Annotated in this window: 22 protein-coding genes; 18 read left to right on the top strand and 4 right to left on the bottom strand. The window is 61.4% G+C overall.

The window, feature by feature from the left end:
- Positions 1 to 18: 18 nt before the first annotated feature.
- Together AB3G88_RS09270 and AB3G88_RS09265 are read right to left on the bottom strand one after the other, a co-directional pair.
- On the bottom strand, positions 19 to 1,179 hold the full coding sequence (locus tag AB3G88_RS09270) for a cysteine desulfurase family protein (RefSeq protein WP_480453756.1): 1,161 nt from the start codon (positions 1,177 to 1,179) through the stop codon (positions 19 to 21).
- Positions 1,180 to 1,412: 233 nt separating this feature from the next.
- Positions 1,413 to 1,682 (bottom strand): hypothetical protein, encoded by a 270-nt coding sequence (locus AB3G88_RS09265; RefSeq protein WP_158877410.1) that lies wholly within the window; start codon positions 1,680 to 1,682, stop codon positions 1,413 to 1,415.
- 397 nt (positions 1,683 to 2,079) lie between these two features.
- Between AB3G88_RS09265 and msuE the strand changes: the two genes are divergently transcribed.
- From msuE to AB3G88_RS09245, 4 genes are read left to right on the top strand one after another with little or no spacing between them, the layout of a single operon-like run.
- Positions 2,080 to 2,643, top strand: coding sequence for an FMN reductase (gene msuE / locus AB3G88_RS09260; RefSeq protein ID WP_480453754.1), 564 nt, complete (start codon positions 2,080 to 2,082; stop codon positions 2,641 to 2,643).
- 9 nt (positions 2,644 to 2,652) lie between these two features.
- Positions 2,653 to 3,792 carry an FMNH2-dependent alkanesulfonate monooxygenase gene (gene ssuD / locus AB3G88_RS09255; RefSeq protein WP_112194407.1) on the top strand — a complete coding sequence of 380 codons (1,140 nt, stop codon included), beginning with the start codon at positions 2,653 to 2,655 and terminating at the stop codon, positions 3,790 to 3,792.
- Positions 3,793 to 3,847: 55 nt separating this feature from the next.
- Positions 3,848 to 5,035, top strand: coding sequence for an acyl-CoA dehydrogenase family protein (locus AB3G88_RS09250; RefSeq protein WP_099584472.1), 1,188 nt, complete (start codon positions 3,848 to 3,850; stop codon positions 5,033 to 5,035).
- A 13-nt stretch (positions 5,036 to 5,048) separates the two neighbouring features.
- Positions 5,049 to 6,152, top strand: coding sequence for a sigma-54 interaction domain-containing protein (locus tag AB3G88_RS09245; RefSeq protein WP_099584471.1), 1,104 nt, complete (start codon positions 5,049 to 5,051; stop codon positions 6,150 to 6,152).
- On the opposite strand, the gene AB3G88_RS09240 is transcribed toward AB3G88_RS09245, so the two are convergent.
- Positions 6,141 to 6,506, bottom strand: a complete 366-nt coding sequence (locus AB3G88_RS09240) for an antibiotic biosynthesis monooxygenase (RefSeq protein WP_099584470.1) — start codon at positions 6,504 to 6,506, stop codon at positions 6,141 to 6,143. The two genes, AB3G88_RS09245 and AB3G88_RS09240, sit on opposite strands and share 12 nt — an antisense overlap.
- A 100-nt stretch (positions 6,507 to 6,606) precedes the next feature.
- Here AB3G88_RS09240 and soxR point away from each other — a divergent pair, with 100 nt between their 5' ends.
- From soxR to AB3G88_RS09195, 9 genes are all read left to right on the top strand, one after another.
- On the top strand, positions 6,607 to 7,047 hold the full coding sequence (gene soxR / locus AB3G88_RS09235; protein WP_112194403.1) for a redox-sensitive transcriptional activator SoxR: 441 nt from the start codon (positions 6,607 to 6,609) through the stop codon (positions 7,045 to 7,047).
- A 193-nt stretch (positions 7,048 to 7,240) separates the two neighbouring features.
- Positions 7,241 to 8,440: a PepSY-associated TM helix domain-containing protein gene (locus AB3G88_RS09230; RefSeq protein WP_480453753.1), complete on the top strand. Its 1,200-nt coding sequence runs from the start codon at positions 7,241 to 7,243 to the stop codon at positions 8,438 to 8,440.
- Complete coding sequence (locus tag AB3G88_RS09225; protein ID WP_099584467.1) at positions 8,440 to 8,976, top strand: PA2404 family protein; 537 nt, start codon at positions 8,440 to 8,442, stop codon at positions 8,974 to 8,976. The genes AB3G88_RS09230 and AB3G88_RS09225 overlap by 1 nt, the downstream gene beginning before the upstream one ends.
- Positions 8,973 to 9,296 (top strand): hypothetical protein, encoded by a 324-nt coding sequence (locus AB3G88_RS09220; RefSeq protein ID WP_099584466.1) that lies wholly within the window; start codon positions 8,973 to 8,975, stop codon positions 9,294 to 9,296. Before AB3G88_RS09225 ends, AB3G88_RS09220 begins: the two co-directional genes overlap by 4 nt.
- Positions 9,293 to 9,853, top strand: a complete 561-nt coding sequence (locus AB3G88_RS09215; RefSeq protein ID WP_480453751.1) for a DUF6162 family protein — start codon at positions 9,293 to 9,295, stop codon at positions 9,851 to 9,853. Before AB3G88_RS09220 ends, AB3G88_RS09215 begins: the two co-directional genes overlap by 4 nt.
- A gap of 19 nt (positions 9,854 to 9,872) precedes the next feature.
- Positions 9,873 to 10,793: a metal ABC transporter substrate-binding protein gene (locus AB3G88_RS09210; RefSeq protein ID WP_158877402.1), complete on the top strand. Its 921-nt coding sequence runs from the start codon at positions 9,873 to 9,875 to the stop codon at positions 10,791 to 10,793.
- Positions 10,790 to 11,536, top strand: coding sequence for a metal ABC transporter ATP-binding protein (locus AB3G88_RS09205; RefSeq protein ID WP_112194397.1), 747 nt, complete (start codon positions 10,790 to 10,792; stop codon positions 11,534 to 11,536). Before AB3G88_RS09210 ends, AB3G88_RS09205 begins: the two co-directional genes overlap by 4 nt.
- Positions 11,533 to 12,432: a metal ABC transporter permease gene (locus tag AB3G88_RS09200; RefSeq protein ID WP_099584462.1), complete on the top strand. Its 900-nt coding sequence runs from the start codon at positions 11,533 to 11,535 to the stop codon at positions 12,430 to 12,432. The genes AB3G88_RS09205 and AB3G88_RS09200 overlap by 4 nt, the downstream gene beginning before the upstream one ends.
- Positions 12,432 to 13,346 (top strand): metal ABC transporter substrate-binding protein, encoded by a 915-nt coding sequence (locus tag AB3G88_RS09195; protein WP_480453749.1) that lies wholly within the window; start codon positions 12,432 to 12,434, stop codon positions 13,344 to 13,346. The genes AB3G88_RS09200 and AB3G88_RS09195 overlap by 1 nt, the downstream gene beginning before the upstream one ends.
- Here AB3G88_RS09195 and AB3G88_RS09190 read toward each other — a convergent pair.
- Positions 13,327 to 14,052: a UTRA domain-containing protein gene (locus tag AB3G88_RS09190; RefSeq protein ID WP_099584460.1), complete on the bottom strand. Its 726-nt coding sequence runs from the start codon at positions 14,050 to 14,052 to the stop codon at positions 13,327 to 13,329. The genes AB3G88_RS09195 and AB3G88_RS09190 overlap by 20 nt on opposite strands.
- Positions 14,053 to 14,405: 353 nt before the next feature.
- Between AB3G88_RS09190 and AB3G88_RS09185 the strand changes: the two genes are divergently transcribed.
- From AB3G88_RS09185 to AB3G88_RS09165, 5 genes are all read left to right on the top strand, one after another.
- Positions 14,406 to 15,482, top strand: a complete 1,077-nt coding sequence (locus AB3G88_RS09185; RefSeq protein WP_480453747.1) for an ABC transporter substrate-binding protein — start codon at positions 14,406 to 14,408, stop codon at positions 15,480 to 15,482.
- Positions 15,483 to 15,608: 126 nt separating this feature from the next.
- Positions 15,609 to 16,415 carry an alkaline phosphatase family protein gene (locus AB3G88_RS09180; protein WP_112194394.1) on the top strand — a complete coding sequence of 269 codons (807 nt, stop codon included), beginning with the start codon at positions 15,609 to 15,611 and terminating at the stop codon, positions 16,413 to 16,415.
- Positions 16,412 to 17,248, top strand: a complete 837-nt coding sequence (locus AB3G88_RS09175; RefSeq protein ID WP_099584458.1) for an ABC transporter permease — start codon at positions 16,412 to 16,414, stop codon at positions 17,246 to 17,248. The genes AB3G88_RS09180 and AB3G88_RS09175 overlap by 4 nt, the downstream gene beginning before the upstream one ends.
- Positions 17,235 to 18,035, top strand: a complete 801-nt coding sequence (locus tag AB3G88_RS09170) for an ABC transporter permease (RefSeq protein WP_099584457.1) — start codon at positions 17,235 to 17,237, stop codon at positions 18,033 to 18,035. Before AB3G88_RS09175 ends, AB3G88_RS09170 begins: the two co-directional genes overlap by 14 nt.
- Positions 18,032 to 19,021, top strand: coding sequence for an ABC transporter ATP-binding protein (locus tag AB3G88_RS09165; protein ID WP_099584456.1), 990 nt, complete (start codon positions 18,032 to 18,034; stop codon positions 19,019 to 19,021). Before AB3G88_RS09170 ends, AB3G88_RS09165 begins: the two co-directional genes overlap by 4 nt.
- The last annotated feature ends 2 nt before the right edge of the window (positions 19,022 to 19,023 follow it).

Here is a 19,023-nt window from a genome sequence, read left to right as displayed (position 1 = left end):
ATAATTGTTATATGAAAATCAGACGGCCCAGAACGCCGGCGCGCTGGCCAGTGCGGCCTTGATCAGTTGCACCGCCTGGTCAATGTCCTGTTCAGTGGTAAACCGACCCAGGCTCAAACGAATGGTGCGGCCGGCCGAGCGGGCGTCATGACCAAGGGCAAGTAGCACGTGGGACGGTGCATTACTCGCTGAATTGCAGGCCGACGTAGCGGAGAAAGCAATACCGGCGCTCAATGCCGCCGAATTGAATTCACCTTCGCCGAACGTAAGGCTCAGGGTATGGGGAATACGCTGCGTCGCGCTGCCATTGAGGCGCACACCGGCGACTGACGCCAACTGATCCAGCAGGCGTTGCCGCAACGCGACGATCACCGCTTTCTCCTCGGCGAACGACTGCGCTGCCAGGGCGAATGCAGCGCCCATCCCCGCAATCTGATGAGTCGCCAACGTGCCGGAGCGCAAGCCGCCCTCGTGACCGCCACCATGAATCTGCGCCAACACTTTCTGTTGCGCCCGAGGCCCGACGTACAGCGCGCCTATGCCCTTGGGGCCGTACAACTTGTGCGCAGAGAACGACATCAGATCCACCGGCCACTGCGCGAGATCAATCGCCACCTTGCCTGCACCCTGGGCAGCATCCACATGCAGCAGCGCCCCGTGTTCACGCACGCGCGCGCCGATGGCGGGGATGTCATTCAGGGTGCCAAGTTCGTTATTCACCAGCATCAGCGAAACCAGAAAGGTGTCTTCGCGCAACGCTTCACTGACTGCATCGGCGCTGATCAAACCGTCCGCGTCGGGCACCAGGTAGGTCACGGCCACCCCGGCTTCCTGCAACTGCCGTGCGGTGTCCAGCGTCGCCTTGTGCTCGATCTGACTGGTGATGATATGCCCACCCGTCACGCCCCGCGCCTGGGCCACGCCCTTGATGGCGAGGTTGTTGGATTCAGTGGCGCCGGAGGTCCACACGATCTGCTCAGGCTGCGCGCCCACCAACTCGGCCACCTGGCCACGGGCCTGTTCAACCGTTTGCCGGGCCGCCTGGCCGAACGCGTGGGAACTGGACGCGGGGTTACCGAAATTGGCGTTGAAGCCCAGACAATCGACCATCACCTGGATGACTCGCTCGTCCACCGGCGTGGTGGCGGCGTAGTCGAAATACAACGGACGTTTATTCATGACAGTTAAGACTCGCAGAGCAGGTTCCCGAGAGCAGCGTCTCAGGGGCATCGACCGGAACAGAGGTCGTCAGGTTTACCGGATTGGATGCCATTAAAGAAGGACGACTTTAAGTAAATGTGCGTAGGAACGCTCCTGAAATTCAGCTTAACAGGCTGAAGTCGCACCATGGCAAACAAAAAGCCCGAGGTTCCTTAAGGGGAGCCTCGGGCTTTTTGCTGCGCAGGACGCGATCAACTGGGACGACCATGAAGTACCACATTGCGCTCGGCATTCATTTCACCCTCGCGATCAAAGCCGAAGGGCTTCTGTGGCTGGCCGGTCAGCGCGGCACGCTGCTGTTGATATTCATCGAACGACAAGCCGCGACGACTCAGCGCTTCCAGGGCCAACTGCTTGGTCTCTTCAGCCGAGTAGGGGCGCAATTCTGGCGATGGATGGCTCGCACAGCCGGCGAGTACGGAGCTGACAATCAGTAAACAAACGGCGAGAAATCGGTTCATGGCGGCGGCTCTGCGAAGGTGGTTTCGAGTCAATGAACACAGGCTACTCCTCGCCTTGCGCAGCGAAAAATCATCGTCCGTGATAGTTGCTATCAACCGCTCAGGCACTCTCGATAGGCCCCTCATATTTCTTTATGATCTATAAATATGGAAATAGGTTAATTTACGGAATAACCATAACCTCCTATAAATAGCTCCACGCCTGCCGGGCACTGTTCGCCACGCAACTGTTGCCCAGGCAACAGCCATTCAACAAATCACCAGGCGGGCAACAGCAACACTTTTCAGCAGTAAAGCCGCAGCCCCCGCCAATCAAGGCCTTCAGCCGTTGGTACAGCTCTTGCTCAACACCTTGCACCTCACTTGCTATGAACCACTGTTGAAAAAGGAACTGTTCATGACCCGTCCCCTGAATGTCGTTGCCCTCTCCGGCGGAACCTGGCGCCCGTCGCGCACCCTGGTGTTGACCCAAGCCGTGCTGGCCGAACTGGCCACCTTGCTGCCGATCCAGACCACCCTGATCGAACTGGGCGACATTGCCCGTCCCCTGGGCGGCGCATTGTCGCGCGATGAATTGCCCGACGACGTCGAAGCCCAACTGTTGGCCATCGAACAGGCCGACCTGCTGATCGTCGCCGCACCGGTCTATCGCGGTTCCTACCCCGGCCTGCTCAAGCACCTGTTCGACCTGGTCGGCCTCAACGCCCTGGTCGACATCCCGGTGCTGCTCGCCGCCACCGGTGGCAGCGAGCGCCACGCGCTGGTCCTCGACCATCAACTGCGCCCGCTGTTTGCCTTCTTCCAGGCCCTGACCCTGCCGATCGGTGTGTACGCCACCGAAGCCGACTTCACCGACTACCAAATAACCAGTGAATTACTAAAAGCACGGATTCAACTGGCAGCAGAACGCGCGGCCCCCTTGTTTGCGGCGCACTCCCCTTCTCTGCTGAAAATCGCTTAAGGATTGGTCATGGATGTTTTCTGGTTTCTGCCGACACATGGCGACGGTCATTACCTGGGTACCACTCAAGGTGCCAGGCCCGTCACCCTCAATTATCTGAAGCAAGTCGCCCAGGCGGCCGACAGCCTGGGTTACTACGGCGTGTTGATTCCTACAGGCCGCTCGTGCGAAGACTCCTGGGTCATCGCCTCGGCGCTGGTACCGCTGACCGAGCGCCTGCGCTATCTGGTAGCGATTCGTCCCGGCATCATTTCGCCCACCGTCTCGGCACGCATGGCCGCCACGCTGGATCGTCTGTCCAATGGCCGCCTGCTGATCAATGTAGTGACCGGCGGCGATCCCGACGAAAACCGTGGCGACGGCAGCTTCCTTGACCACGCCGAGCGTTACGAAGTCTCCGACGAATTCCTGCGGATATGGCGCCGCGTGTTGCAGGGCGAATCGGTAGATTTCGAAGGCAAACACCTGCGTGTGCAGAACGCCAAGGCACTTTACCCACCGGTGCAGAAGCCCTATCCACCGTTGTACTTCGGCGGTTCCTCCGACGCCGCCCACGATCTCGCCGCCGAACAGGTGGACGTGTACCTGACCTGGGGCGAGCCACCCGCCGCCGTCGCGGAAAAACTCGCGGATGTACGTGAGCGCGCCGCGCGCCACGGGCGCACCGTGAAGTTCGGCATTCGCCTGCATGTAATCGTGCGCGAAACCGAAGAAGACGCCTGGAAAGCCGCCGATAAACTGATCGAACACATCAGCGACGACACCATCGCCGCCGCGCAAAAGTCCTTCTCGCGCTTTGATTCCGAAGGCCAACGCCGCATGGCCGCCCTTCACGACGGACGCCGCGACAACCTGGAGATCGCCCCTAACCTGTGGGCCGGTGTCGGCCTGGTGCGCGGCGGTGCCGGTACCGCGCTGGTGGGCAACCCGCAACAAGTGGCTGAACGCATCAAGGAATACGCCGACTTGGGCATCGAGAGCTTCATCTTCTCCGGCTATCCACATTTGGAAGAGGCCTATCGCTTCGCCGAGCTGGTGTTCCCGCTGCTGCCGGAACCCTATGCCAGCCTCGCCGGACGCGGCATCACCAACCTCACCGGCCCGTTCGGCGAAATGATTGCCAACGATGTCCTACCGGCCAAGGCCTGATCGGCGCAGCGGCGGCAACTGCGCTGGCCGCTGCTGCTTATAGAGAGGAAACCCCGTGACAGCCAAACCCCACAGCGTCCTGCCATCCCCCTTGCAGACCGCCAAACTGCTGGCCGCCGAATTCGCCCTCAGCGCGGTCGAACGCGACGAGCGCGGCGGCACGCCTAAAACCGAGCGTGACGCCTTGCGCCAAAGCGGCCTGCTGGCCCTGAGCATTCCCACCCAATACGGCGGCCTCGGCGCACGCTGGAGCGACACCCTGGGCATCGTGCGCGAATTCGCTAAGGTGGACAGTTCCATTGCTCACGTCTTCGGCTTCCATCACCTGATGCTGGCCACCGTGCGCCTGTTTTCGCGCCCGGATCAATGGCAGCCCTGGTTCGAACAGACCGCCCGCAAGAACTGGTTCTGGGGCAATGCCCTCAACCCGTTGGACACGCGCACCGTGGTCAAGGATTTCGGCGGCTGGCGCGAATTCTCTGGCAAGAAAAGCTTCTGCTCCGGCGCCAGCGACTCGCAGATGCTGATCGCCTCGGCCGTGGACGAAAATGCCGGCGGCAAGCTGCTGATCGCCGCCATTCCCAGCGGGCGCAGTGGCATTACGCTGCACAACGACTGGAACAATATCGGCCAACGCCAGACCGACAGCGGCAGCGCCAGCTTCGAGCGGGTGCGCGTCGAAGAGTCGGAATTGCTACTCGATCCAGGCCCGCTGAGCACCCCCTTCGCCTGCCTGCGCCCACTGATCGCCCAGTTGACCTTCACCCATATGTTTCTCGGCATTGCCGAGGGAGCCTTCGAAGAAGCGCGCACCTACACCCTCACCGAAACGCGTGCCTGGCACAAATCCTCAGCCGAAGACGTGCGCCAGGACCCTTACGTGCTGCACCACTATGGCGAATTCTGGGTGGCCCTCGAAGGCGTGCGTCTGTTAGTGGAACGCGCCGCCGAGCTACTGGACCAGGCCTGGGCCAAAGGACCGAACCTCAGCGAACACGAACGCGGCCAACTGGCGATTGCCATCGCAACGGCCAAGGTCGCTGCCACCCGCCAAGGCCTGGACCTGTGCAGCCGTCTGTTTGAAGTCACCGGGGCACGTTCCACCCACGCGTCCCTGCGCCTGGATCGTCACTGGCGCAACCTGCGTACGCAAACCCTGCACGACCCGGTGGACTACAAGCTCCACGAACTGGGGGACTGGGCGTTGAACCAATCCCTGCCGATTCCTACGTTCTACTCATAAAAAAGAGGTGCCCATGCAGCTTCTAACCCTACCGCCCTCGCCCGCCCTTGCGACCTCGATCCGCGCCACGGCCCAGGTCTTCGAAGACCCGAAATCCCAGGCGCTGCTCGACCACATCCAGCAAGTGGCACCCAGCGAAGCCAGCGTGCTGATCATCGGCGAAACCGGGACCGGTAAAGAGCTGGTGGCGCGCCACATTCATAATCTCAGTGCGCGGCGCAACCGGCCGTTCGTGGCTGTAAACTGCGGCGCGTTCTCTGAATCCCTGGTGGAGGCTGAACTGTTCGGCCATGAAAAAGGTGCCTTTACCGGCGCCCTCAGCGCCAAGGCCGGCTGGTTCGAAGAGGCCGATGGCGGCACGTTGTTCCTGGATGAAATCGGCGATTTGCCGATGGCCATCCAGGTCAAATTGCTACGCGTCCTACAGGAACGCGAAGTCGTGCGCTTGGGTTCGCGCAAGAGCATTCCCATTGATGTGCGCGTACTGGCTGCCACCAACGTGCAGTTGGAGAAAGCCATCAACGCCGGGCATTTTCGCGAAGACCTCTACTACCGGCTCGATGTGGTCAGCCTGGAACTCAGCCCGCTGCGCGAACGCCCCGGCGATATCCTGCCGCTGACCCGACACTTTATCGAGGCGTACAGCCGGCGCCTGGGCTACGGCCCGATCACCATCAGCCGCGAAGCCGAACAAAAGCTCAAGAGTTACAGTTGGCCGGGCAATATCCGCGAGCTGGAAAACGTCATCCACCACACCCTGCTGATTTGCCGTAACGGCGTGATCGAACGGGATGATCTACGCCTGTCGAACATGCGCATCGAGCGCCAGGACGACAGCCAGCACGGCACCGACAACAGTGCCGAAGCCCTGCTCGCGCGCGCCTTCCAGAAGCTCTTCGAAGAACAGGCCGGCGCCCTGCATGAGAAGGTCGAAGACGCCCTGCTGCGGGCCGCTTACCGTTTCAGCCACTACAACCAGGTGCACACCGCCAACCTGCTGGGCCTGAGCCGCAACGTCACGCGCACGCGCCTGATCAAGATCGGCGAATTGGCGGTCAACAAACGACGGCCGGGGGAAAACGTGCAAGGTGAGCGGATGCTGCATTTATCCATATAGTCGGCAGTGCAATGCATTGTCGTGACTGCGCTCAAAACTGCGCAGCACCTGGAACGAACCAAAGGTCACCGCCGTGGCCTGATGGGCGCGAAGCAGCGTCCAGAAATCTTCCTCGCCCTGCTCAAAACGCTTGAACGCGGCCTCGCCGTCCTCGCGGGACGCCCATTGCAGGTAATTGAGCACCCGCCGTCCGTCATCGCTGACCTGTACGCTCGCACTGAGGAAACCGTCATGGCCCTCGGCCAAACGCTCACTCTGGACGGACAGGGCCGCCACCAGGGCAACGTGTTGCTGGGGCTCGATATGGAACTCGATCAACTGAGTGAAGCTGCGATTTTTCTCTGATACCTGCATGAACACTCCCCTTTCTCTGTAGGCAGAATCTTGCGATTCAATGCCACGCAGGGTAAAACCTCCAGTTAAGTCAAGGTCAAGCGCTTAATCGGAGTTTTTCATGATTACCAAGGAACTCACCGTCGGCCAACTGGCCGCCCGCAGTGGGGTGGCCGTCACGGCCCTGCATTTCTATGAAACCAAGGGGCTGATCCACAGCAATCGTAACGCGGGCAATCAACGGCGTTATCCACGGGATGTATTGCGCCGCGTGGTGGTGATCAAAATCGCTCAGCGCCTGGGCATTCCGCTGGCGACGATTGGCGAAGCGTTACAGACGCTGCCAAATGGCCGCACACCCACCGCCAAGGACTGGGAGCGTTTGTCGGCACTCTGGCGCGAAGACCTGGATGAGCGCATCAACAAGATGATGCTGCTGCGCGACAAGCTCAACGGCTGCATCGGCTGCGGCTGCTTATCGTTGGAGGCATGCCCGCTGCGCAATCAGGATGACCTGCTCGGTGAGCGCGGCCCCGGCGCGCAGTTGCTCGAACCGACTTAAGGGCACGTGAAGCGCCGTGGGGCGAAGTAAAAACACATTCAATACGCACCCGAAACATTTTCTTTCATTTCCGGGTTAGGGATTTCTCATTCTCATCCGTCTTAACTTAGATACAGCCTGTCGCGTCAGCAAAAGCTACGACTGGCCATTTCCGGGCCTCCCTCGCCCCCCTCCGATCAAGACCCTCATTCACATGTCGAAGAAGTCACGCTCCAAACTCTGGTTTCTCGTACATAGCTGGCTGGCGTTGCCCATCTGGTTCTTTGTACTGATCGTCTGCGTCACCGGCACCCTGGCGGTGGTCAGCCAGGAAATCGTCTGGCTGGCCAACCCGGATATCCGGGCGAGCAAGCCGTCGTCTGATGCCGAAATGCTGAGCTACGATCAACTGCTCGGCGCGATCAAACACTCCGACCCCCAAGTGATCGTCAGCTCCATTACTCGACCGGATGAGTCCCACTTTGCCCTGACCGTCAACCTCAACTACCCCGACGGCCGTTCGGTAGAGGCCTACGTCAACCCGTACACCGGAGCGGTCCAGGGCATCAGCCCTTCCTTTGACTTCCCCCAATTCACCCGAGCCCTGCACGGCTGGTGGCTGGTGCCGTTTACCAACGGATTCAGCTGGGGCTGGTACCTCGTGTCGCTGCTGGGCCTGCCACTGCTGGCGTCGTTGATCACCGGGCTGGTGGTGTACAAGCGTTTCTGGAAAGGTTTTTTCAAGCCGACCCTGCGGATCCGCCACGGCGCTCGGATTTTCTGGGGCGACTTCCATCGCCTGAGCGGCATCTGGTCAATCTGGTTCATTGCCGTAATCTCCATCACCGGGACCTGGTTCCTGATCCAGGCGATCCTCTTCGATAACCAGATTTCGATTTCGAGCGAGCCGGTGGTGCCGGTGATTGCACGGGAGAAAGTGCCAATGTCCGCTCCCGGCGTGCCAGCGCCCATGATTGCCCTGGACGAAGCGATCGAAATCGCGACCCAACGCATCCCCGGTCTGGATGCCAGCTTCGTGCGACTGCCGCTCAATGCCTACAGCCACTTGCAAATCGGCGGACGCGGCTGGTACCCGCTGATGTACCAGACCGCCCAACTCAACCCCTATAACGGCGAAATCGCGGTCTCGCACCTCCTGTCCGACCGTACCGCGCTTGAGTTCGTCACCGAATCCATGCGCCCGCTGCACACCGGTGACTTTGGCGGGCTGTGGATCAAGCTGATCTGGGCGTTCTTCGGCCTGGTGCTGAGCATGATGGTCTTGAGCGGCTTGCTGATCTGGACCAAGCGCACAGCCCTGGCCACCCTCAATGCCCTCAAGCGCGAGGCCAAGACCCAGCGTAAGTCTGTTTCCACCCCGGCCTTGCAGGCTGAAACCTCGGAGAGCCACTGATGAGCAAGGTCGCAGCGACACCGCCGACACCCCTGCGGGCTTTCTGGCTGAAATGGCGTTTCCATATCAATGTGCTGCTGTTGCTGGTGCCCCTGGGCTTCATGCCCAAGTATTTTGCCGACGCCGCGCTGTTTCGCGGTGACACAGGTATCGGCGAGCGGGTGGCCGGCGAGGTGAAGGTCGGCCCCTGGAGCCTGACCCTTGCCGAATTCCGCAATGAAGGCCCCAGACCGGACCCGGCCGGCCCAATGAAATTCTTCAACGCTGCCCTGTGCGACACCTGCGCCGACCAGGTCAAGGCCACTTACCTGCGCATCGGCAAGCCACGCAGCCTGCGGGCGGCCGGGGTGATCTTTTTCGGCACACCGTACCGCATGGGCGCCGCCCTGCCTGTCCCGGAACGCACGCCAGCCGACGCCGAGCTGTGGGTCACCATGGAGGGCTGGGACGGCACGATGCACCAGGGTTCCATCCCGCTGAGCCAGGCCTCGCCTGCCACCATCGCCTGGCTGAACAAGCAAGGAGTCAAACCATGATGATCAAGCACCTGTCCCGCGCTGCGCTGTTGCTGTGCGCGGGTTTCAGTACCGTAGCGCTGGCCCACAACCCGATGTGCGAATGCAAGGAAATCCCCGGCGAGCAGATCCAGTGCAAGGGCGGTTTTTCCGACGGCAGCGGCGCCCCCGGCGTGACCCTGGATGTGATCGGCTACGACGAGACCATCCTGGTACCGGGCAAGCTCGGCCAGGACTCGACCCTGACCTTCAAAAAGCCATCCGCCGAGTTCTACGTGCTGTTTGACGCAGGCCCCGGCCATGTCGTCGAAATCGACCAAGCGGATATCCAGCCCCAATGAGTACGACACAGGTTGTACGCCCCGCCGGTGCTGGTCACGAAACCCTCTATGTTCTACTGCTGTGCCTGATCATCCTCGCGGTGGCCGGCACGGTGGTGGCGCTGCACGGCGAATCCCAGGAAGTCACCGCCGTACCCAGCCACCAACTGGACGCCCGCCGCGACCTGAACGCCGCCGAACAAGGCATCTACGCCGACCTGCGGGTGACCCTGGATGAAATCCACCTGCTGCAGCAGGAACAAAGCGCCCTGCCGACGCCTGAGCAATTGGCCGAAGAAGGCTTCGCGCCGTTCGCCCAGGATGCCAGTTCGGTCAGCCGTGGCGATCACCGCTGGCAGTTACTCGCGCCTGCGGCCTACTTCGGCTTGAGCCAGGCGCCGACCACCAGCGGTTCACTGCTGATGCGCGTTCAGGGCACCGAGCCGGACATCTGGCTCAATCGCCGCGTCGACCTGGCCACCCCCTCCGACCTCACTGACCAGGCGCTGATCGCAGCCGGCTGGCAGCAAGTGGTTGCGCAATTCGACGCCGGCGTTACCCGCCAGCACCGTCACTGAACGAGAAGACCGATTGCCCATGTCTATTTCATCCCCCCTGTTGCGCCTGTTGCTGGTCAGTCTGCTGAGCCTGATGCTCGCCCCGCTGGCCAATGCCGAGGCGGCTAAACGCCTGCGTATCGGCATCACCCTGCATCCTTATTACAGCTACGTGGCCAATATCGTCGGCGACAAGGCCGACGTGGTGCCGCTGATTCCCGCCGGTTTCAACCCCCATGCCTACGAGCCGCGTGCCGAAGACATCAAGCGCATTGGCACCCTGGACGTGATCGTGCTCAATGGCGTCGGTCATGATGACTTCGCCGACCGCATGATCGCCACCAGCGAGCGCCCGGACATTGCGGTGATCGAAGCCAACGCCAACGTGCCATTGCTGGCCGCCACCGGCAATGCCGCGCGCGGTGCGGGCAAGGTGGTCAACCCGCACACCTTCCTGTCGATCAGCGCCTCGATTGCCCAGGTCAACAACATCGCCCGTGAGCTGGGCAAGCTCGACCCGGACAACGCCAAGACCTACACCCAGAACGCCCGTGCCTATGGCAAACGCCTGCGCCAGATGCGCGCCGATGCCCTCGCCAAATTGACCAGCGCGCCCAACCCGGACCTGCGCGTTGCCACGGTGCATGCGGCCTACGACTACCTGCTGCGTGAATTTGGCCTGGAAGTCACCGCCGTGGTCGAGCCCGCCCACGGCATTGAGCCCAGCCCCAGCCAACTGAAGAAGACCATCGACGAACTGCGCGCCCTGGATGTGAAAGTGATCTTCTCGGAGATGGATTTCCCGTCCACCTACGTCGACACCATCCAGCGTGAATCCGGGGTCAAGCTCTACCCGCTTTCACACATTTCCTACGGCGAATACAGCGCCGATAAGTACGAAGTGGAGATGACCGGCAACCTCAACACCGTGGTCCGGGCGATTCAGGAGTCGGGCACATGACGGCGGCAGAACAGCTAAGGGTCGCCAACGTCGGCCCGACACTCGACTTCGACAACGTGTCACTGACCCTGGGCCGCACCGTGATCCTCGACGGCGTGAGTTTTCAGGTGCAACCGGGCAGCATCCACGCGCTGGTCGGCCCCAATGGCGGCGGCAAAAGCTCGCTGATCAAGACTCTCCTGGGGCAAACCCCGCACCAAGGGCGCTTGAGTCTGGCCTGGCCGACAACGCCAGGCACCATCGGCTATGTGCCTCAGGCGCTGGAATTCGACCGGGGCTTGCCGATGACCGTGGATGACTTCATGGCCGCCATGTGCCAGCGGCGCCCGGCGTTTCTGGGTTTGTCCAAACATTACGCCGCTGCGATTGGCGAGGCCCTGGAACGGGTTGGCATGCAGGACAAACGCAAGCGGCGCATGGGCGCACTGTCCGGCGGTGAACGCCAGCGCGTGCTGCTGGCCCAGGGCCTGATTCCGGCGCCGCAGTTGCTGGTACTGGATGAGCCGATGTCGGCGCTCGATGAAGCCGGTATCCAGGTGTTTGAGCGCCTGCTCAATGACTGGCGGCTGGCCGGGATCACCGTGCTGTGGATCGAGCACGACCTGGAAGCCGTTGGCCGCCTGGCCGACCGCGTCACCGGCCTGAACCGCCGCGTGCTGTTTGATGCCACCCCCAAAGAGGCACTGACCCCGGACCGCCTGCTGACCCTGTTTTCCACCCACCCTCGGAGCCCGGCGCAATGAGTTATGAAGCGTTTCGCCTGATGGTCCAGGGCTGGGCCTCATCCGGTTATCTACCCGAAGCATTGGCCTATGGTTTTGTGGTCAACGCCCTGCTCGCCGGTTTGCTGATCGGCCCGGTGCTCGGCGGCCTGGGCACGCTGGTGGTGGTCAAGCGCTTTGCGTTTTTCTCCGAAGCAGTTGGCCATGCCGCGTTGACCGGCGTTGCCGTGGGCATCCTGCTCGGCGAACCCTACACCGGTCCCTACGGCAGCCTGTTTGGTTACTGCCTGCTGTTCGGCATCCTGCTCAATTACCTGCGCAACCGCACCGGCCTGGCGCCGGACACCCTGATCGGCGTATTCCTGTCGGTGTCCCTGGCGTTGGGCGCGAGCCTGCTGCTGATCCTGGCGGGCAAGATCAACGTGCACATCCTGGAAAACGTGCTGTTTGGTTCGGTGTTGACGGTCAACGGTAACGACCTGCTGGTGCTGGCGATTGTCGGCTCGCTGGTGATGGCCCTGGCGTTGCCGCTGTACAACCGCATCATGCTCGCCAGTTTCAACCCGCAACTGGCGGCAGTGCGCGGGGTAGCGGTGAAGACCCTGGACTACCTGTTCGTGATCCTGGTAACGCTGATCACCGTCGCGGCAGTCAAAGTCATCGGCGCGATCCTGGTCGGCGCCCTGCTGGTGATTCCCGCCGCCGCCGCACGCCTGTTGAGCCAGTCACTCAAAGGCTTCTTCTGGATCTCGGTAGTGATCGCCACCGTCAGCACCCTGTGCGGGATCCTGTTGCCGATCATCTTCGACCTGCCGATCCCCTCCGGTGCCGCGATCATCCTGATGGCCGGTATCGCCTTCGCCCTTGCCGCCATCGCGCGCGGCACCGTGCCCAGCCTCAAAGGGAACCTTGGATAATGCGCTCTGTTCTTCAACCTCTGGCCTTGGCCATCGCCTGTTTAATCGCCCTGCCGCTGATGGCCGCCGAGGCAGTAAAACCGGCTGCCCATGCCGCCAGACCGGTCAAGGTGCTGGCCTCACTGCCCATCACTTACGGCCTGGCCGAGGTGCTGCTCAAGGGCACCGACGTGCAGCTTGAGCGCGCGGCCCCGGCCAACCTGCCAGGCTCGCGCCAGGTGTCGTACTTCACCGGCCGTGGCGCCCCCGCACTGAGCGCGCTGGCCCAGGACGCCGATGCCGCTATTGGCCTTCGCTCATTGTGGGCCGATGATCCGCTGTACCCCGTGGCACGGCGCAGCAACATCCGGATTGTCGAAGTCGATGCCGCACGCCCGGTGGACGGCGGCTTGCCGGGGATCGCCGTGCAACCTGGCGTAGCCGATGGGCTGAACAGCCAGCCCTGGCAATCGAGCAACAATCTGGGGCGCATGGCCGACGTGCTATCGACCGACCTGAGCCGTCTGGCACCGAGCGCCAAGGCCAGGATCGACGCCAACCTGGCCGCGCTCAAGCAACGCCTGCTCAAGCTCACCGCCGACAGCGAAGCCCGATTGGCCAAGGCGGACAACCTGAGTGTGGTCAGTTTGAGCGATCACTTTGGGTATCTGGTCAGTAGCCTGAACCTGGAACTGGTTAGCACCGATGCACGGCCGGATGCCGATTGGACGCCTGAGGCGTTACAGGCACTCAGTGCCCAATTGAAGGACAACGATGTGGCCGTGGTGCTGCACCATCGCCAGCCGAGTGAGGCGGTGAAAGCCGCCATCACGGCAGGTGGCTCGAAGCTGCTGGTGCTGAATGTCGACGGCGCCGACCCGGTGACTGAGTTGGAAACCAATGTGGATCAGGTGATCAAGACGCTGAGCTCATGACATCCACGCCCACATGAATCGCATCATGCCGCCAGAACTCCAGGTCGCAGTCGATCAACCGCTGGTGCTGGTCATAGTTGACCCGGGCAATCCTCAAGCCCGGGCTACCCACCGACACGCGCAATGCGGCGGCGGCTTCGATCGGCAGTGATGTCGGCACAATCTCGAAGCGCACCCGCCCGTAATGCAAGTCGTACTTGCGCGCATACAACTCGGTCATCGACTGATTCAGGTCACACTCAAGAATCCCCGGAAAATACTGCGGGTTCAGGTAGTGCTCCACGTACAACACCAAACGACCATCGATCCGCCGGTGTCGGCAGATCTGAATCACGCTGGACAAGGCCGGCAGTTGCAACCACGCACACACCGCCGCCGACGCCGGTTGCAGCCGCGCAGAAATCACTTCGGTGGAGGCCACGCGGCCCTGATCGTTGACCATTGCGTGAAAGTGGCTGCGCTGCATCAGGTTGTAGGCCAATCGCGGCGGGGACACGAACCAGCCACGGCGCTCCTCACGATAAATCTGCCCTTGGGCCTCCAGTTGTAACAAGGCTTCCCGCACGGTGATCCGGGTGGTACCAAACAACTCGCTGAGCTTACGCTCGGCGGGCAGTTTGCTGGCGGGCGGCAAAAGTCCATGATCGATCTGCTCTTGCAGCGCCAGGCCGATGGAGGTCACCGCCTTGATTGCCTCATCACGCATCAACGTTACCTTTCTGGACTAGACCAGCACCGTTCAGGTGCATAAAACACTGCGCAATCGGGCCCTTGCGACTGCGTGCCAGCGTAGGCATTGCAGATGACCGACAGATGACAGCTCGCCTGAAGTGCATGCCGCATGTCTTGCAATACATCGGCCAAGTCCCGAGCCTGCGGGCACTTGGGCATGGTCTACGCTCAGTCTGTGCTGAGCGACATCGACAGGTTAAAAACGACATCGACATGAAACTGTCATCCATCGAGCCTAGATTGGCTCAGGTATTGCTCTGACCTAGACCAACACCACCGCAAACGTTCATAAAAACGCAGCGTTGAAAACGCCCAAAGGAGCTTCGGATGAAACAGCTTTTCCTGGCATCACTGTTAGGCTCTTCCATTGCCATGTGCACCGCCGCCATGGCCGCTGATACCGATCTAAAAACTCTCGAAGCCGCCGCGAAAGCGGAAGGCGCCGTCAACAGCGTCGGCATGCCCGATGACTGGGCCAACTGGAAAGGCACCTGGGAAGACCTGGCCAAGACCTACGGCCTCAAGCACATCGACACCGATATGAGCTCGGCGCAGGAAATCGCCAAGTTCAAGGCCGAAAAAGACAATGCCAGCGCCGATATCGGCGACGTCGGCGCCGCGTTCGGCCCGATTGCGGTGAAGCAGGAAGTGACCCAGCCGTACAAACCGTCCACCTGGGCCTCGGTGCCGGATTGGGCAAAAGACAAGGACGGTCACTGGGCCCTGGCCTACACCGGCACCATCGCGTTTATCGTCAACAAGAAGCTGCTGCACGGTTCCGAAGTCCCCACCAGCTGGGCCGACCTGCAAACCGGCAAATACAAAGTCTCTGTGGGTGACGTCAGCACCGCGGCGCAGGCGTCCAACGCCGTGCTGGCTGCCGCCATTGCCAACAAAGGCGATGAAAAGAACATCGCGCCAGGCCTGCAGTTCTTCACCAAGATCGCCCAGCAAGGCCGACTCGGCCTGTCCAACCCGACCATCGCCACCATGGAAAAAGGCGAAGTCGAAGTGGGCATCGTCTGGGACTTCAACGGCCTGAGCTACAAAGCCAAGATGGCCAACCCGGATGATTACGTGGTGCTGATCCCCTCGGACGGCTCGGTGAAATCCGGCTACACCACCATCATCAACAAATACGCCAAGCACCCGAACGCCGCCAAGCTGACCCGCGAGTACATTTTCAGCGACGCCGGCCAACTCAACCTGGCCAAGGGCAATGCGCGGCCGATCCGTGCGGAAACCGACCTGAAACTGCCGGCCGAGATCGCCAAGAACCTGATCCCGGGCGAACAGTACACCAAGGCCAACCCGCAACCGATCAAGGATGCCGATGCCTGGGAAGCAACTTCCAAGAAGCTGCCGCAACTGTGGAACGAGCAGGTCATCGTAGAGATGAAGTAAGCCGATCACCCACATTAGAGACACTGTGGAGATCCAATGTGGGAGGGGGTTTGCCCCCTCCCACAGTTTTGACCTCGTTCCTCCAGGAAATGGAGTCAAGTCTATTGTTGCGGAGCGTCTCCCCCCATGAAGCACAAAGTCATCCTTGTCGTGCTCGATGGCCTCAACTTCGAGGTCGCGAGGCACGCCATGGGGCACTTGCAGGCCTATGTCGGCGCAGGACGCGCAGCCCTTTACACGCTGGAATGTGAACTGCCCTCGCTGTCCCGCCCACTGTATGAATGCATCCTCACCGGCGTGCCACCGATCCAGAGCGGCATCGTGCACAACCAGGTCGCGCGCCTGTCGAACCAGCGCAGCATTTTCCATTACGCCACCGACGCCGGCCTGACCACCGCGGCGGCGGCTTACCATTGGGTCAGCGAGTTGTATAACCGAACGCCCTTTCTCGCGGCCCGTGATCGTCACACCGACGACAAGGCGCTGGCGATCCAGCACGGACATTTCTACTGGAATGACCATTACCCCGATTCCCACCTGTTCGCCGACGCCGAAAGCCTGCGACTCAAGCATTCGCCGGACTTCCTGCTGGTGCACCCGATGAACATCGACGACGCCGGCCACAAGCACGGCCTCGACAGCGCGCAATACCGCAACAGTGCGCGCTCGGCCGACATCATCCTGGCTGATTACCTGCAAGGCTGGATCGACGCCGGCTACCAGGTACTGGTAACCGCCGACCACGGCATGAACAACGACCGCTCCCACAACGGCCTGCTGCCGGAAGAACGGCAAGTGCCGCTGTTCGTCCTTGGCGACGCCTTCAGCCTGGACGCCAACGCTACGCCGAAACAGACCGACCTGTGCGGCACCGTCTGCGAACTGCTGGGCGTGCCCCACGACAAACCTGTATGCCGGGAGCTGTTGAAATGACCCGAGGCAAATGGCTGGCCCTGCTATGCCTGGTGCCCTTCGCACTGTTCTTTATCGTGTTCGAGATCGCCCCGCTGGTGTGGGTACTGATCAACAGCCTGCAGACCGAAGAAGCCGGCTGGGGCCTGGAAAACTTCACCCGCATCTTCAGCTCGAAGTTCTACCGGCAAGCGATCCAGTTCAGCCTGGAGATCAGTTTCTACTCCAGCATTTTCGGCATCGTGATCGCCACCCTCGGCAGTTATTCGCTACGCCGCGTCGACGGGCCACTGCGCAATTTCGTCACCGCCTTTGCCAACATGACCAGCAACTTTGCCGGCGTGCCCCTGGCGTTCGCGTTCATCATTTTGCTCGGGTTCAACGGCAGCATCACGCTCATGCTCAAGCAGGCCGGGATCATTCAGGACTTCAACCTGTATTCCAAGACCGGGCTGATCATCCTCTACACCTACTTCCAGATCCCCCTCGGCGTGCTGTTGCTGTACCCGGCCTTCGATGCGCTGCGTGAAGACTGGCGCGAGTCGGCGGCCTTGCTCGGTGCGAATGGCTGGCAGTTCTGGCGGCATATCGGGTTGCCGGTGCTGACGCCTGCGCTGCTGGGCACCTTCGTGATCCTGCTGGCCAATGCCCTGGGCGCCTACGCCACGGTCTACGCCTTGACTACCGGCAATTTCAACGTGCTGCCGATCCGTATCGCAGGGCTGGTTTCCGGCGATGTGTCCCTGGATCCGAACATGGCCAGCGCCCTGGCCGTGGTGCTGGTGGCGCTGATGACCCTGGTCACGGTGGTCCATCAACTGCTGCTCAAGAGGAGCTACCATGTCTCGCGCTGAAGCCGGCCCGGCCTCCCTCTACCACCGTGTAGTGGTGTACCTGCTGTTTGCGATCCTGGTGTTGCCGCTGGTGGGCACCTTTGTCTACTCCATCGCCAGCAGCTGGTCGGCGACCATCCTGCCGGCTGGCTTCACTGTGAAGTGGTACGTGCAGTTGTGGAGCGACCCGCGCTTTCTGATGGCCTTCGGTCAATCGTTGCTGGTGTGCGTCGGCGCGTTGATCCTGTCGGTGGTGCTGATCCTGCCGTTGCTGTTCGTGGTGCATTACCACTTTCCCAAGCTCGACGCGTTGATGAACATCCTGATCCTGCTGCCCTTCGCGGTGCCGCCGGTGGTGTCATCGGTGGGCCTGCTGCAGCTCTACGGTTCCGGGCCGTTGGCGATGGTCGGCACGCCGTGGATTCTGATCGGCTGCTACTTCACCGTGGCGCTGCCGTTCATGTACCGGGCAATCACCAACAACCTGCAAGCCATCAATCTGCGCGACCTGATGGACGCCTCGCAACTGCTGGGTGCCAGCACTTGGCAGGCGGCAATCTTCGTGGTCCTGCCCAACTTGCGTAAAGGTCTGATGGTGGCGCTGTTGCTGTCGTTTTCGTTCCTGTTCGGTGAGTTCGTGTTCGCCAACATCCTGGTGGGCACCCGCTACGAAACCCTGCAGGTCTACCTCAACAACATGCGCAACAGCAGCGGCCACTTCACCAGTGCCGTCGTGATTTCCTATTTCTTCTTTGTGCTGGTGCTGACCTGGGCCGCCAATACCTTGAACAAGGACAAAAGCCAATGAGCTTCGTCAGCGTCCAACATTTGCAAAAGGGCTACGCCGGCACCCCGGTGTTCAGTGATATCAACTGCGAAATTGCCAAGGGCGAGTTCGTCACCCTGCTCGGCCCGTCCGGCTGCGGCAAGTCGACCCTGTTGCGCTGCATCGCCGGCCTGACCTCGGTGGACAGTGGGAAAATTCTGCTTGATGGCCAGGACATCGTCCCGCTGAGCCCGCAGAAAAGAAACATCGGCATGGTGTTCCAGAGCTATGCGCTGTTCCCCAACATGACCGTGGAACAGAACGTCGCCTTCGGCCTGCGCATGCAAAAGGTCAACGCCGACGACAGCCACAAGCGCGTGCAGGAAGTCCTGCAACTGGTGGAGCTCAAGGACCTGGCCGGGCGTTACCCGCACCAGATGTCGGGCGGCCAGTGCCAGCGCGTGGCCCTTGCCCGTTCGCTGGTCACACGCCCGCGCCTGTTGCTGCTGGACGAACCGCTGTCGGCGCTGGACGCACGGATTCGCAAGCACCTGCGTGAGCAGATCCGTCAGATCCAGCGCGAGCTGGGGCTGACCACGATTTTCGTGACCCATGACCAGGAAGAAGCCCTGACCATGTCCGACCGCATCTTCCTGATGAACCAGGGCAAGATCGTGCAGAGCGGAGATGCCGAGACCCTCTATACGGCGCCGATCGACGTGTTCGCCGCCGGTTTTATCGGCAACTACAACCTGCTGGATGCCGATAAGGCCAGTCAGTTGCTGCAACGCCCGATCAGCGGGCGCATCGCAATTCGCCCCGAGGCCATCGAGCTCAGCCGCAGCGGCGAGCTGGATGCACTGGTGCGCAGCCACAGCCTGCTGGGCAACGTCATCCGCTACCGCATCGAAGCCCGTGGCGTGGAATTGGTGGTGGACGTGCTCAACCGCTCGGCCGACGATTTGCACCCGGACGGCCAGCGCCTGGCACTTTCCATCGACCCCAGTGCGCTGTGTGAAGTAGCCTGATG

This window comes from Pseudomonas arvensis (assembly GCF_056688935.1).
This window is presented reverse-complemented; position numbering and strand designations above follow the sequence as displayed.

Excerpts from the sequence above, each read along its gene's own strand:
- AB3G88_RS09165 (WP_099584456.1), top strand. The coding sequence starts at position 18,032 with ATGAGCTTCGTCAGCGTCCAACATTTGCAAAAGGGCTACGCCGGCACC.
- AB3G88_RS09270 (WP_480453756.1), bottom strand. The coding sequence starts at position 1,179 with ATGAATAAACGTCCGTTGTATTTCGACTACGCCGCCACCACGCCGGTG.
- AB3G88_RS09195 (WP_480453749.1), top strand. The coding sequence starts at position 12,432 with ATGCGCTCTGTTCTTCAACCTCTGGCCTTGGCCATCGCCTGTTTAATC.
- AB3G88_RS09265 (WP_158877410.1), bottom strand. The coding sequence starts at position 1,682 with ATGAACCGATTTCTCGCCGTTTGTTTACTGATTGTCAGCTCCGTACTC.
- soxR (WP_112194403.1), top strand. The coding sequence starts at position 6,607 with ATGATTACCAAGGAACTCACCGTCGGCCAACTGGCCGCCCGCAGTGGG.
- AB3G88_RS09200 (WP_099584462.1), top strand. The coding sequence starts at position 11,533 with ATGAGTTATGAAGCGTTTCGCCTGATGGTCCAGGGCTGGGCCTCATCC.
- AB3G88_RS09220 (WP_099584466.1), top strand. The coding sequence starts at position 8,973 with ATGATGATCAAGCACCTGTCCCGCGCTGCGCTGTTGCTGTGCGCGGGT.
- AB3G88_RS09230 (WP_480453753.1), top strand. The coding sequence starts at position 7,241 with ATGTCGAAGAAGTCACGCTCCAAACTCTGGTTTCTCGTACATAGCTGG.
- AB3G88_RS09245 (WP_099584471.1), top strand. The coding sequence starts at position 5,049 with ATGCAGCTTCTAACCCTACCGCCCTCGCCCGCCCTTGCGACCTCGATC.
- AB3G88_RS09240 (WP_099584470.1), bottom strand. The coding sequence starts at position 6,506 with ATGCAGGTATCAGAGAAAAATCGCAGCTTCACTCAGTTGATCGAGTTC.
- AB3G88_RS09185 (WP_480453747.1), top strand. The coding sequence starts at position 14,406 with ATGAAACAGCTTTTCCTGGCATCACTGTTAGGCTCTTCCATTGCCATG.
- AB3G88_RS09180 (WP_112194394.1), top strand. The coding sequence starts at position 15,609 with ATGAAGCACAAAGTCATCCTTGTCGTGCTCGATGGCCTCAACTTCGAG.
- ssuD (WP_112194407.1), top strand. The coding sequence starts at position 2,653 with ATGGATGTTTTCTGGTTTCTGCCGACACATGGCGACGGTCATTACCTG.
- AB3G88_RS09215 (WP_480453751.1), top strand. The coding sequence starts at position 9,293 with ATGAGTACGACACAGGTTGTACGCCCCGCCGGTGCTGGTCACGAAACC.
- msuE (WP_480453754.1), top strand. The coding sequence starts at position 2,080 with ATGACCCGTCCCCTGAATGTCGTTGCCCTCTCCGGCGGAACCTGGCGC.
- AB3G88_RS09205 (WP_112194397.1), top strand. The coding sequence starts at position 10,790 with ATGACGGCGGCAGAACAGCTAAGGGTCGCCAACGTCGGCCCGACACTC.
- AB3G88_RS09175 (WP_099584458.1), top strand. The coding sequence starts at position 16,412 with ATGACCCGAGGCAAATGGCTGGCCCTGCTATGCCTGGTGCCCTTCGCA.
- AB3G88_RS09190 (WP_099584460.1), bottom strand. The coding sequence starts at position 14,052 with ATGCGTGATGAGGCAATCAAGGCGGTGACCTCCATCGGCCTGGCGCTG.
- AB3G88_RS09225 (WP_099584467.1), top strand. The coding sequence starts at position 8,440 with ATGAGCAAGGTCGCAGCGACACCGCCGACACCCCTGCGGGCTTTCTGG.
- AB3G88_RS09210 (WP_158877402.1), top strand. The coding sequence starts at position 9,873 with ATGTCTATTTCATCCCCCCTGTTGCGCCTGTTGCTGGTCAGTCTGCTG.
- AB3G88_RS09170 (WP_099584457.1), top strand. The coding sequence starts at position 17,235 with ATGTCTCGCGCTGAAGCCGGCCCGGCCTCCCTCTACCACCGTGTAGTG.